This is a genomic window from Streptomyces sp. NBC_00075 (assembly GCF_045041225.1).
Taxonomy (GTDB): Bacteria; Actinomycetota; Actinomycetes; order Streptomycetales; family Streptomycetaceae; genus Streptomyces; species Streptomyces adonidis.
Window position 1 is genome coordinate 2,692,717 of sequence record NZ_CP108243.1, and the last position, 12,559, is coordinate 2,705,275.

At 69.2% G+C, this 12,559-nt stretch carries 8 protein-coding genes; 1 reads left to right on the top strand and 7 read right to left on the bottom strand.

Features of this window, described 5'->3' with window-relative positions:
* Positions 1-45: 45 nt before the first annotated feature.
* The gene (locus OG787_RS11375; RefSeq protein ID WP_405535077.1) at positions 46-1,233 is read left to right on the top strand and encodes a sulfotransferase family protein; all 1,188 of its coding nucleotides are present in this window, start codon (positions 46-48) and stop codon (positions 1,231-1,233) included.
* A gap of 33 nt (positions 1,234-1,266) precedes the next feature.
* On the opposite strand, the gene OG787_RS11380 is transcribed toward OG787_RS11375, so the two are convergent.
* The 7 genes from OG787_RS11380 to OG787_RS11410 form a co-directional block, all read right to left on the bottom strand.
* Entirely contained in the window at positions 1,267-2,001 is a 735-nt protein-coding gene (locus tag OG787_RS11380) for a GH12 family glycosyl hydrolase domain-containing protein (RefSeq protein WP_369035529.1), read from the bottom strand.
* A gap of 86 nt (positions 2,002-2,087) precedes the next feature.
* On the bottom strand, positions 2,088-4,337 hold the full coding sequence (locus tag OG787_RS11385; protein ID WP_405535078.1) for a glycosyl hydrolase family 95 catalytic domain-containing protein: 2,250 nt from the start codon (positions 4,335-4,337) through the stop codon (positions 2,088-2,090).
* Positions 4,334-6,298 (bottom strand): beta-galactosidase, encoded by a 1,965-nt coding sequence (locus OG787_RS11390; protein ID WP_405535079.1) that lies wholly within the window; start codon positions 6,296-6,298, stop codon positions 4,334-4,336. The genes OG787_RS11385 and OG787_RS11390 overlap by 4 nt, the downstream gene beginning before the upstream one ends.
* A complete protein-coding gene (locus tag OG787_RS11395) occupies positions 6,298-8,517 on the bottom strand; it encodes a 1,4-beta-glucanase (RefSeq protein ID WP_405535080.1) in 2,220 nt (739 codons plus the stop codon). The genes OG787_RS11390 and OG787_RS11395 overlap by 1 nt, the downstream gene beginning before the upstream one ends.
* A 160-nt stretch (positions 8,518-8,677) precedes the next feature.
* A complete protein-coding gene (locus tag OG787_RS11400; protein WP_405535081.1) occupies positions 8,678-9,631 on the bottom strand; it encodes a carbohydrate ABC transporter permease in 954 nt (317 codons plus the stop codon).
* Positions 9,628-10,677, bottom strand: coding sequence for an ABC transporter permease (locus tag OG787_RS11405; protein WP_405535082.1), 1,050 nt, complete (start codon positions 10,675-10,677; stop codon positions 9,628-9,630). The genes OG787_RS11400 and OG787_RS11405 overlap by 4 nt, the downstream gene beginning before the upstream one ends.
* Positions 10,678-10,703: 26 nt before the next feature.
* Positions 10,704-12,389: a Tat pathway signal sequence domain protein gene (locus OG787_RS11410; protein WP_369035523.1), complete on the bottom strand. Its 1,686-nt coding sequence runs from the start codon at positions 12,387-12,389 to the stop codon at positions 10,704-10,706.
* Between the last annotated feature and the right edge of the window lie 170 nt (positions 12,390-12,559).

Consider the following 12,559-nt stretch of genomic DNA (forward strand, 5'->3'; position numbering starts at 1 on the left):
CGTTCGGTACGTTTCCTCTGTCCCCTGCGGAAAGGAACCCCGCCCGTGTCTGGCACCAACCTCCCCCTCACTCTGGCCAATCTGCTGCTGCGGCCCGCGTTCGGTTCTCGGCGCGATCCTGACCGGGTCTTCGAGCGGATCGTCGGGAAGGCGGGGTGGGCGGACGGGGACGAGTGGTTCGTGGACGGATTACGGCCGCTGCTGCGTGAGTGGGCGGCCGATGAAGACCTGTCGCCGGTCGGGTGGCAATCCGCGCAGGCCCATGTGCGCAGGCATCTCACCAACCGGGCCCGGATCCGGCGGCTGATAGCCGAGAACGCCGCCATCGCCCAAGAACCCGTCGAGAAGCCGGTGTTCGTGGTGGGGCTGCCGCGTACCGCCACCACGCTCACCCATGGCGTGCTGTCCCTCTCCGGCGAGCATCGGTGCCCCCGGCTGTGGGAGCTGCTTGCCCCCGGGCTCGAACCGTCGGTCCGTGAGCGGAAGAAGGCGGTCACGGCCGCGCGGCGGACGCTCGACGGCACGTATCTGCTCTCCCCGCGCTTCCGCGAGGTCCACCCCATGACCGCCGAGGGCCCCGAGGAGGACACCTTCCTTCTGCCGCACGCCCTGGTGCCGCTGTCCCAGGCCCGGCTGCCCGAGTACCACGCCCGGCAGTTCGAGCGGGACTTCGTCCCCGACTACCGTCATCTCAAGGAGTGCTTCCAGGTGCTCCAGTACGGTCGCCCTCGGCGCCGCTGGATCCTCAAGTCCCCCATGCACACCGGGAATCTGGACGCCCTGCTCCGTGTGTTCCCCGACGCCACGCTCGTGTGGACCCACCGCGACCCGGCGACCGCCGTCGCCTCGTTCTGTAGTCTGGTCGAGTGCGGGATGGCCATCTCCCGGCGCAGGATCGACCTGCACGCCCTCGGCGCGACCTGGCTCGACCTGCTGAGCCGCTCCGTGCGGCGCGGGCTCGCGGCCCGGGACGGGTTCCCGCGCGAGGCGGTGGTGGACGTGCCGTACTCCTGGCTCGGCACCGATCCGGCCGCGGGCGCCCCGAAGCTGTACGGGGCCGTCGGCGCCCGGTGGACCGACGCGGACGCGGCCCGGCTCCCCACGGTCGCCACGCACCTGAGGGGCAGCCGCCCCCACCGCTACGACCTGGCCCGCTACGGCCTGACCAAGGCCGATGTCGAGGTGGCCTTCACCGACTACAACGCACTGCGGGTCGAGGTCGACCGCGCCTGAACGGCGCGGCCGCCCCCGGCCCCTGTCGGATCGTCAGCTGCTGCTGACGGTCAGGTTGTTGGTGGCGAAGTCCAGACCGCCGGAGGACGAGGTGATCTCGAACCCGAACTGCACGTCACCGATGGTCTCGTTGCCGAACCAGCCCTTGGTGTCCTTGATCCACTTGAGGATCGGCAGGACGTTGACGGTGCCGGAGGTGGAGTCCGAGGTGCGCAGGAACGAGAAGACCTCGTTGGCGCCGTTGTTGCCCTTGTAGACGGTCCAAGTGTGGCCGCCCAGCGTGACGTTGCCCTGCGAGGTGCCCAACGGGCCCACGGCGCCGTTGTAGTTGACCCAGAGCATGATCTCGTAGTCGTAGTCGGTGTCCCAGATGTCGTACGACGTGTTGTACGCGCCGGACGACGGGACGGTGACGTTGTAGCTGCTGGACAGCGAACCGAGCGAGGTGATCGTCTTGTTGATCACCTTCTTGGAGTTGGGGTACGACTTGATGCCGCCGGTGTTCGGGTGGTTGGCCCAGACACCCCAGTTGGTACCGGAGTTGGCCCAGATGCACTGGCTGCCGGCGCCGGAGCCCCAGATGTTGTTGTAGAGGGTGTAGCCGTTCAGCGAGGTGTTGCCCCACTGGTCGCAGGAGTTCCAGACGGCGGCCGAGGCGGGGGCGGAGGCGAGACCGATGGTGGCGCCGAGCGCGAGGGCGGGGGCCAGCAGGGCCTTGGTGATCCGGCGGCTCAGGGTGCGAGTGCGGGTGCGGGTGCGTGTTGCCATGGGGTTGCGTTCCTTCCATGGGTGGGGGGAGATGCGGGTGGTGGGGGGTTGTGTGCTGTTGTCGGCTGCGCTGTTCCTCGGTGCGGTTACCGCGGCCCCAGATCGAGGACGCGGTCTTCTCCGGCGACGAGGTCGAGCGTGCGTGCGCCGGAGGAAGTCCTGAGGTCGATGCGGTGCGTTCGGGTGGGGCGTACGACGGCCCGGCCCCGCCCCGGCCCCCAGTCGAGGTCCACTTCCGCGCCGAACCTCGTGCGTACGCCCCGGAGTCGGCCGGTGGGGCAGGCCGCCGGGAGCGCGGGCAGGAGGACCAGCCGGTCGGGGGTCGACTGGATGAGCGCCTCGATGAGCACGGCGGGCAGGGTGTGCGCGGCGTCCGCGTTGTAGACGTCCCGTTCCGGGTAGTGCGCGCTCATCAGGGAGGCGTGGAAGAAGTCGCCGTCGAGCACCTGGCCGAGGGCCTGGGTGACCCGTTCGCCGTCGCGGAGGCGGGCCGCGATCAGGGCGTGGTGGAGGTGGCCGTGGGCCGAGTCGTTCTCGGCGCCCCGGAGTTGGAGGGCGCGGTACGCGGCTGCGGCGAGGTCGGGGGTGTCGTACGGGTTGATCTCGTCGAGGGGCCAGACACCGTAGAGATGGCTGAGGTGGCGGTGGTCGTAGGTGTCGTCCAGGCCGGGCCAGACCCATTCGGCGAGGGCGCCGTCGGCGTTGATCCGGTGGGGCGGGAGCCGGTCGGCCAACGCCCGCCAGCGATCCGCCCGTTCGGGGTGGTACTTGGCTGCGGTGAGCAGGGCGTGCCGGGCCGCCGAGAGGTCCATCGCCGCGTTGATCGTGCCCCAGCTCGCGTTCGCCGGACGGTTCTCGGGCGAGTACGAGGGGACGACGACGAGGTGGCCGTCGGCGTCGGTCCGTGTGAGGAAGTCCTCGTAGAACAGGGCGACTTCGGCGAGGGCCTGTGCGGTGCGCGCGTCCTGCTCACCACGGGTCTCGTCGTGGTCGACGAGCGGCTTGAGCAGCCAGTCGGCGCCGGCCGTCCAGAGGTGCAGGGGATATTCACGGCTGAAGTGGTACGTCAGCCCGGACTCGCCGTCGGTGTGCGCGGGCGCCATGACACCCCGCGCGCCGAAGACGGTGCGGGCGTTCTCGCGCCAGTCGTCGAGCTGACCATGGATCAGGGAGGCTAGGGCTTCCGTGACTTCGGGGAGGGCGCCTAGCGCTGCTGATGCGGTCTGGAGGTTGACGTTGGCGTCGTTGGTGAACGCTCCCGCCCACGCCGTGTCCCAGTCTCCGGTCCACAGACCGACCAGGCGGGGCGGCAACATCCCGCTGGCGGACAGCAGGTGGTAGCGGCCGGCGGCGAAGAGGCGTTCCAGGAGGGCCGGGCTCTTGGTGCGGGTGAGCAACTCGGCGCCGGGCAGGGCACGTTCGGCTTCGTCGGCGGCGAGGTCGAGGGTGACACGGTCGTAGGCGGTGCGGTGGAGGGGGGTGTGGCGGGCGAGGAGGCGGTCGTACGTCTGCCTGCTCGGCGGCTGTTCGTCGTCCGCGTCCGGGAGCAGCTCACGTAGGGCGTGGGCGATGTCCGCCGTGTCCAGTTCGCCGACGTGCCGGACGACTCGCGTCAGCAGCAGCACGAACTCCGCGCCCTCGACCCGGACGCCGGGCGGGGTGAGGGTCGTAGCGCCGCCGGTGGGGACGACCAGGGTCACGCCGGTGTACGCGCGGTCGCTGTCGGGGTAGCGGGCACGGAGGGTGAGCAGGGCGCCCTCGGGGGTGCGCACCACGCTCTGGCCGACGCCCAACTCGGCCGGGGCGCCCGGGAGTCGGTGGTCGAGATCGATGTCGAGGGTGAGACCCGGGATGCCGGGGCCGCCGGATCCTCCGCTGACGTACTGGACGATGACGTCGTCCGCGCGGGACACGAAAACCCGGCTGCGCCAGCCCTCGCACCCGGCCTCGACGACCCCTGTGGTGAAGTCGACGGACCGGCGGTAGTCCCGTCGGTCCCCCGTCGGACCTCCTCCGCGCAGCCGCACCTGGAACGCCGGATGGAAGGGCTGCACCCATTGCAGCTCCCGCCCGTCGGTGAAGCTCTCGGCGGCCGTGATGTCGCCGGCCAGCAACCGGTCCTGGAGATCGGCCAGTTGATCCGCGAGCTGTGGTGGCCGCGCGTGCTCGCCGCCGTTCGGGCGGACCAGGGTGTGGTGCGTGACGACGACCCGGTCGTTGTCCGCGTCGCCGAACACCAAAGCGCCATGGCGGCCGTTGCCGCTCAGGTAACCGTCCTCCCAGCGGACGGCGGGGAGCGGCTCCCAGGTTCCGTGAACAGGTCCGCCGATGCTCATGGCTTCAGCACCGCCACTCCGTATCGGCCCAGCTGGAGCACGTCCGTGATGGTGTCCCCGGTCAGCAAGTCCCGGTGGGCACCGGACACTTGGACGGTCACCGGGTCGGTGCCGTGGTTGAGGAGGAAGAGCAGCTCACCGCGCCGGACCGCCTCGACCCTGTCGGGCAGCCCCTCCAGCACCGGCCGGACGCCCGCACCGGCGCCGATCCGGGCAAGGAGATCCCGGAGCGCGTCGGGCTCGGGGAGCGTGGAGACGTACCAGGCACGCCCCTTGCGCAGCACCGCCGGCAGCCCGTCGAGTTCGCCGCCCTTGTACGGGGTGACCTCGTCGGCGTCGTCGGCCTCCAGCTCCTCGGACCACAACCGGCCCCGGAATCCGTCGACTTCGACGCTCTCCCCCGCGTCCAGCGGCCACCACTCGTGCAGGGTGCGCAGCCCGAACAGCTCGCGCAGCCGCTCGTCCATGCCGCCGGGGCGTACCCGGTCGTCCTCGTCGGCGACTCCGGTCAGGAAACCGCAGACGAGGGTGCCGCCGTCGCGTACGTACGCGACGAGGTTGTCGATCGCGGCGTCCGTGAGCAGGTACAGCTGCGGTACGACGACGAGCCGGTAGGCCGACAGGTCGTGCTCGGGGTGGGCGAAGTCCGTCGCGAGATGCGCTTCCCACAGGGCCCGGTGCCAGGCCCGTACGACCTGCGGGTAGTCCACCTCGGAGGAGAGCCGCCCGTCCTGGGCGCCGCCCCACCAGGCGTGCCAGTCATGGAGCACGGCGATGTCGTTCGGAGTGTGACCGTCCGTCACCTCGCTGCCGATGGCGGCGAGTTCGGCACCGAGCTGCTTGACCTCCTGGAAGGTGCGGCCCTGCTCACCGGCATGGCTGACCATGCCGGAGTGGAACTTCTCGGCGCCCTGCCTGGACTGGCGCCACTGGAAGTAGCAGACGGCGTCGGCGCCGCGTGCCACCGCCTGGAACGACCAGAGGCGGTTGAGGCCGCGCGGCTTGGGGTGGTTCACGCCCCGCCAGTTGACCGGACCGGCCGCCTGTTCCATCAGCATCCACGGGCCGCGTGCCTGCGAACGCGTCATGTCCTGCACGAGCGCGGCCTGTTGGGCGCCGAGCGGGTCGCGCGGGTCGGGGTAGAGGTCGACGGAGACGAGATCCTCCTCCTGGACCCAGCGCCAGGCGTCCTGGCCCGCCCACATCGGCATGAAGTTGGTGGTCACCGGGAGGTGCGGGGTGTGGCGGCGGACGATGTCGCGTTCCGCGAGGTAGCACTCCAGGAGGGCGTCGGACGTGAAGCGTTTGAAGTCCAGGACCTGGGTGGGGTTCCGCATGTAGTGCGGGAGGCGCGGCGGCAGGATCTCGTCCCAGTCGCCGTACCCCTGGCTCCAGAAGGCCGTACCCCAGGCAGTGTTGAGGTCGTCCAGCGTGCCGTACTTGCCTTGCAGCCAGCGACGGAAGGCGGCGGCCGACTCGTCGCCCCAGTCGTAGGTGCAGTACTCGTTGTTGATGTGCCACATGGTGAGGGCGGGGTGGCCGCCGTAGCGGGCGGCGAGGTCCTCGGTGATGGCGGCGGCGTAGCGACGGTAGGTGGCGCTGGAGTGCGCGAAGTGCTGGCGCCCGCCCCACCATTCGATCCGGCCGTCCTCGGCGACGGGCAGGGTCTCCGGGTGCAGCCGGCCCATCCAGGGCGGCGGCGAGGAGGTGGGCGTGGCCAGGACGACGCCGATGCCGTTGTCGTGCATCAGGTCCATCAGCCGGTCCAGCCAGCCGAACTCCCGCGCCCCGGGCCGGGGTTCGAGCTTCGCCCAGGAGAAGACGCCGAGGGTGACGGAGTTGACGCCGGCGTCCTTCATCAGCCGGACGTCCTCGGGCCAGGTCTCCTCGGGCCACTGTTCGGGGTTGTAGTCGCCGCCGAAGAGGATGCGCCCCCGGGTGGCGTCGCTGAGGCTCGGCATCAGACGGGCTCCCCGTACTGGATGCCCCGCCCGTTGGTGGCGAGGTAGACGCGGCCGTAGACGCGCGGGTCGCCGGTGATCACCTCGCCGGTCCACCCCCACTGATGGGCGTCGTCGTTGATCCGCGTCCAGGTCTTCGCCTCGTCGTCGGAGCGGTAGACGGCGGTGATGGCCTCGGTGGAGCCGACCATGTAGACCGCCGGGTAGGCGGCGCCCTCGGCGGCCCGCCCGAACCCGAGTGTGTAGGAGGCCCAGCAGCTGGCGACCTTGGTGAAGGTGACGCCGCCGTCGGTGGACCGGTGGAGCCCGTTCCACTTGACGCTCAGCCACAGGTCACCGGACCTGCCGGGCGCCGCGACCAGCTCGAACTGGGTGTCGCCTGAGGGCAGCCCGCCCGCACGCACAGTGAACGACAGGCCACTGTCAGTGCTGGCGTATAGCGTTCCTGTGTCGGTGTCGTACGCGTAGAAGAGCGTCGGGTCGGCCGGGTCGGCGACCGGCGTGGCGCCCTTCGGAATGGAGGAGATCTCGGTCCAGGTCGTGCCGTTGTCCGTGGAGCGGTGGGCTGGGTACTTCGTGCCGTCCCAGTGCACGAAGGTCCACAGCAGCACGCTGCCGTCGGCGTTGGTGGCGATCGGCCCCGGTGCGTTCTTGGCGATGTCGGGCTGGGCAGCGAAGGGCGCCCAGCTCCGCCCGCCGTCGTTCGAGAAGGCGCCGTTGCCGTTGTCGCCCCACCCTGCCCGGACGACGTACGACGGCTTGGCCGGGGCCTGGGCGAGTCCCGTCGCCGACCCGAACACGGGGTTCGACGCCATGCCGCGCGACGGAGACGCCGTGAGCCGCTCGTGGTACATCACGCCGATGTCCCCGAGTCCGCTGAGCAGGTGCGCCTCCCCGACCGGGGGCGAGATCAGCTGGCGCACGGACGTCTCCTCCAGGCCACGGATCTGCGGGGCCCAGTGCTTGAGGTCACGGGTGCCGTAGAGGGTCGCGCCGGTCCCGTACACGAGGTGCCGCGAGTCGTACGGATCGAGGGCAAGAGCCTGGATCCACCAGCCGAACTTGGGGGCATCGCCGCCCCACTTGAGGAAAGGAGTCTCGGACACGTCGAACACAGCAGCGTCCTTGAGGGACGTCCAGGTACGGCCGCCGTCCGTGGAGCGGAACAGGGTGTCGATGTCGGCCCAGCGGTTGTTGGTGGAGACGACGACGGTGCCGGCCCGGCAGGCGTCGACGGCGACTCCGCCGTAGGCGAAGGTGTCGGCGGAGCCGTCGGCGGTGGTCCCGCCCGGCTTGACCGGGGTCACGTCCGTCCAACCACCGGTCGTGATGCGCAGCTTGTGCACGCTGCCGTCCGACTGGCCGTTGGGCCCGGGCGCGTTGCCGTACGTCACGTACAGGTCGCGGGTGTGCCGGTCATAGGCGGCGCGGATCGGGACCTTGGCGGAGGTGGCACCGACGGGCTGCCCGGGCACGGCCTCCCAGGTCGTGCCGTCGGAGGTGCGGTACAGGTTGGCCGTACCGGCGGTCCCGTCGCCGTCACCCCACCCGGCGTAGACGGCACGACCGACGGCGACCAGGAAGGTGACACCCTGCCCGCCGGCGCTCGGAGCGGCCGGGAAGGCACTGTCGGCTGCCCAAGTAGCGCCACGATCCGTGGACTTGAGCAGCCCGTCGTGCCGGGTGCCCAGCCACAGGGTGTCGCTGTCACGCGGGTCGACGAGCAGCCGCTCACCGGCACCCCGCCCGTCTTCGTTGGCCCCGAGCTTCACGGCGAGGTCGGTACGCGCCCAGGTCGCCCCTCGGTCCTCGGACCGCAGAACGGCCCCGTTCCCGGCCCACGACTGGGCATAGGCACCGAGAGAGAGGTACACCCGGTCGGGGTGCGCCGGATCGACGGCGATGGCCTCCACCCCGAGCAGATTCCAGTCGTCCCACCCGAGGTGATCGGTGAGCGGGGTCCAACGCGCGGCCCGCTCGTCCCACCGATAGGCCCCGCCGATGTCGGTACGGGCGTAGGCGAGCCCGCGTACGGACGGGTGGAACAGCACCCCGGTGACGAATCCGGTGCCGCCGATGACGGCGGTACGCCACCGGTAGGCGGGAGCAGTAGCTGCTGCCTGGGCAGCCGCACCGGAAACAGACACGGCGGAGAGCGCACCGACGGCAGCGGCCCCGGCAAGAACCACACGTCTACTCGGACGGGACGACGAAGACATGACTTACCTCGATCTGAAATGAGAGGGGGAGGAGACGCGCCCCAAAGGGGCGCGGGGCTGTATCTGTTCTGCGGCTCCGCCGCGTGGGCGCGACAGGCCACAACGCACCCGCAGCCGCCAACGGACAGCAAGAGGCACCCCATACGGCGGAACCTGACCGTCAGCCCTTGATCGCCCCGGTCAACATGCCCTTCTTGAAGTGCCGCTGCACGAAGGGCGACAGAACCGCCACCGGCACCAGAGCCAGCACCATCACCGCCATCTGAACAGCCAGCGGCGACAGCTGCCCCGTGTTGATCTGGGTGGCCAGACCGACGGGCCGTTCCTGCTTCTGGACCAGCTGGATCATGACGTTCTGGAGCGGCATCATGTCCTGGTCGGACAGATAGATCGACGCGTTGAACCAGGCGCTCCAGTATCCGACCGCGTAGAAGAGCGCGATCACCGCGAGGACGGCACGCGACAGCGGCATCACGATCGTCCAGAGGATCCGCCAGTCCCCGGCCCCGTCGATGCGGGCGCTGTCGATGAGTTCCGGCGAGATGCCCATGAAGAACGAGCGCAGGACGAGGATGTTGAAGACGCTCACCGCGCTGGGCAGGACCAGCGCGAGGTAGCTGTCGGTCAGCCCGAGGCCCTGCACCAGCAGGTACGTCGGGATGAGACCGGCACCGAAGAACATGGTGGCCAGCAGCAGCATCAGGAACCAGCGGTGCCCGAGGGACCCGGTGCGCGAGAGGCCGTACGCGGAGAGGACGGACACCGTCATGCTGAACAGCGTGCCGATCAGGGTCACGCCGACGCTGACCAGGGCGGCGCGCTGGACCTGGCCGCCGCTGAGGAGTTCCTGGTAGGCGATGAAGGTGATGTCCTTGGGGATCACCACCAGGCCACCGGTCGCGTCGATCGTCTTCTTCGACGAGAGGCTGGTGACGACGACGATCCACAGCGGGAAGAGGATCGCGAAGCACGCCAGGGTGAGGACGACCCCCTTGGCCGCGAGGCCCGCCCTGGAGGGCTCCTCCTCCCAGGCCGGTCGCTCCGGGGCCGCCCACCGACTCGGCCGATTCTCCGGCGCCGTGTACCTGTCAGGCCTGTCGATGACAGCGCTCACTTCTTGTACACCCCCTGCTCACCCATGAGATGGGCGACCTTGTTCGCGGTCAGCACGAGGGCCAGACCCACCACACCCTTGATCAGGCCGGCCGCCGCCGCGTAGCTGAAGTCCTGGTTGCGGATGCCGTTCCACCACACGTAGGTGTCGAGAACCTCGGAGGCGCCCGGCCCCACCGAGTCGCGTTGGAGCAGCAGTTGCTCGAATCCGACCGTCAGCGCGTCGCCGACACGGAGCACCAGCAGCAGGGCGATCACCGGACGCAGCGCGGGAAGCGTGATGTGCCACATGCGGCGCCAGCGTCCGGCACCGTCCATTGCGGCGGCCTCGTACAGGTCGTTGGAGACGGCGGAGAGCGCGGCGAGGAAGACGATGATCCCCCAGCCCGCGTCCTTCCAGACACCCTCGGCGGTCACCAGGAACTTGAAGATCCCCGGGTCGGTCATGAGGTCGAAGCCCTCGTACCCGTGCTGGCGCAGGGTCTGGGCGATGATGCCCGCGCCGCCGAAGATCTGCTGGAAGACGGTGACGACCAGCACCCACGAGAAGAAGTGGGGCAGGTACATGATCGCCTGGGCGACCGCCCGCACCCGGGGCCTGATCACACTGTTGATGACCAGCGCGAGCAGGATCGGGATGGGGAAGAACAGCACCAGCTGGAGGGAGAACAGCACGAAGGTGTTCTGTAGCGCGTGCCAGAAGCCGGAGTCCTGGAATATCCGCTCGAACTGCTCGAAGCCGACCCAGGGGCTCTCGAACATCGCGACGAAACCGTTGTCGCTGAGATACGGGTCGTAGTCCTGGAACGCGACCACATTGCCGAAGATCGGTATGTAGTTGAAGACCAGGAGCAGCAGGACCGCCGGCAGGCTCATCAGGATCAGCGTGCGGTCGCGTCTGAATCTGAGCCAGAGACTCAGCTTTCCCTGGCGCCGCCTGCCGTGGGGGCCGGTGGCGCCGTCGTCGGACGCCGGAGCCTGCGCGTCGGTCTTCTCGTCGGTCTTCTTCGCCTCGGCCCTGCTCCGAGGCACCGTGCTGTGGGACACGGCGTTCTCCTTGCCTCGGCCCTGGGTCAGTTGGCCGCGGAGCCGTTGTCGTCGAGCAGCTTCTTGTACCAGTCGCGCAGCCCGTCGCCGCCCTTGGACTTCCAGTCGGACACGGCCTGCTGGACGTCGCTGATCTTCTTGCGGCCGCGGACGACGTCGTCCTCCAGCTGCTCGAAGTCGTTGGCGAGGTTGGTGTAGCGGTTGGGCTCGGTGATGGTCAGACCGTAGAAGGAGGACTTCTTGGTGAAGGCGCCCATGCGCTGCTGCCACTCGACCTGGAGCTTGGCGATCTCGGGAAGGTCGGGGTGGGCGAGGTAGGAGGCCGGGTCGCCGGTGTAGTCGTAGGCGCCGAAGACCTCGTTGTTGCCCTTGGTGGTCTTGACGGGCATACCGTCCTTCAGCGTGTAGTCGGTGCCCTCGACGCCGTAGACGGTGAGCATGTACTCCTTGGTGCCGTACGGCGAGGCGCAGTAGTCGGCGAGTGCCAGGAAGTCCTTGATCTGCTGCTTCGACGCCTTCTTGCTGACGAAGGTGAAGATGCCCGCGGGCTGCGTCGCCCACAGCGTGGGGGCGCCGCCGTCGGGGCCGAAGATGTCGAACGCGCCCATCTCGAAGCCGGTCTTCTGGATCTTCTGTTCGGCCGTCGAGGCGTACCAGTAGGAGATGTCACCGTTGAAGACCAGGGACTGGCCGGCGGTGAAACGGTTGGACGCGTCGCCCTTGACGGCCTTGGCGTCGGGGTGGACGACGTCAGCGGCGTACAGCTTCCGCATCCATTCGAGGGCTTCGAGGTACTCGTCGGTCTCGATCCGGTTGACGAGCTTGCCGTCCCTGAGGTCCCACCACAGCGCCTTGTCGCTGCCGTTGAGGACGCCGTAGATGTTGAAGGCGGTCCACTTGAGGTCGTCGCAGGCCCACACCTTGCCCTTGGCGTCGGTGGCCTCCTTCGCCCAGGCGAGGAACTCGTCGGGCGTCTTGGGGAGTTCGTAGCCCTTCGCCGTGAAGATGTCCTTGCGGTAGAAGGGCACGATGTTCGTGACGTAGGAGGCCGGCATCGGGATGGCGCGCAACTGGCCGCCGAAGATGGAGCGTTGCCAGGCATCCGTCGGTACTGCCGCGAGGTTCGGGTACGCCTTGACCTTGTCGCCGGACAGATAGGGGCCGAGGTCGGCGAACTTGGCGTTGATGGCGCTCGGTATCTTGCCGTTCAGGTTCCAGCCCGGGACGACCACCACGTCGGGAATCTCGCTGGAGGCGAGGACGGCTCCCAGCTTCTCGTCGTAGGTGTTGCCGTCCTGGTTCTGCCAGGTGGCCTTGACACCGATGGCGTCGTTCATGGCCGTGTAGTACGGGTTGTCGTTGGACGGCGGACTGCCCCACATCGGCGCCATGATCTTCAGCGAGCCGCCGCTGCCGAGCTTCTTCGGCACCGCGGTCTTCAGGGAGTTCAGGTCGATCGCCTTGGTGAAACCGGCCGACGATCCGTTCTTCGAGGGAAGGTCCGGCACGACGACGCTCGACGCCACGAACGCCGGGAGGATCTTCTCGGCGGCTTTCCCGGAGGTCGTGCCCTCCTTGTTCCTCTCCTGCGTGCCACCGCAGGCGGCGAGCAGCGGCATCCCGCCCGCCACCGCGGCGGCGGCGACCGCCGTGGAGGCGAGGAAGCTTCTCCGGCTCGGTGCGGAGGAGGCGGAGGAGGCATTCGGCGTCATTGCGTCAACCCTTCATGGCGCACCAGGACACCCGGCGGTGGAGCCGTCGGCTGCGGTGTCTTGTGTGTTACTGGCGTGACTCTCGTGACTGGTCGGGTCGAGTGAGTCCTCGGATGACTGCGGAGGACTGCTCTTCCCGGATGGCGTTCCAGGAGGTGCTCCCGGTGGCT

Coding starts and splice junctions, on each gene's coding strand:
- OG787_RS11380 (WP_369035529.1), bottom strand. CDS start 2,001: ATGGCAACACGCACCCGCACCCGCACTCGCACCCTGAGCCGCCGGATC.
- OG787_RS11385 (WP_405535078.1), bottom strand. CDS start 4,337: ATGAGCATCGGCGGACCTGTTCACGGAACCTGGGAGCCGCTCCCCGCC.
- OG787_RS11390 (WP_405535079.1), bottom strand. CDS start 6,298: ATGCCGAGCCTCAGCGACGCCACCCGGGGGCGCATCCTCTTCGGCGGC.
- OG787_RS11395 (WP_405535080.1), bottom strand. CDS start 8,517: ATGTCTTCGTCGTCCCGTCCGAGTAGACGTGTGGTTCTTGCCGGGGCC.
- OG787_RS11410 (WP_369035523.1), bottom strand. CDS start 12,389: ATGACGCCGAATGCCTCCTCCGCCTCCTCCGCACCGAGCCGGAGAAGC.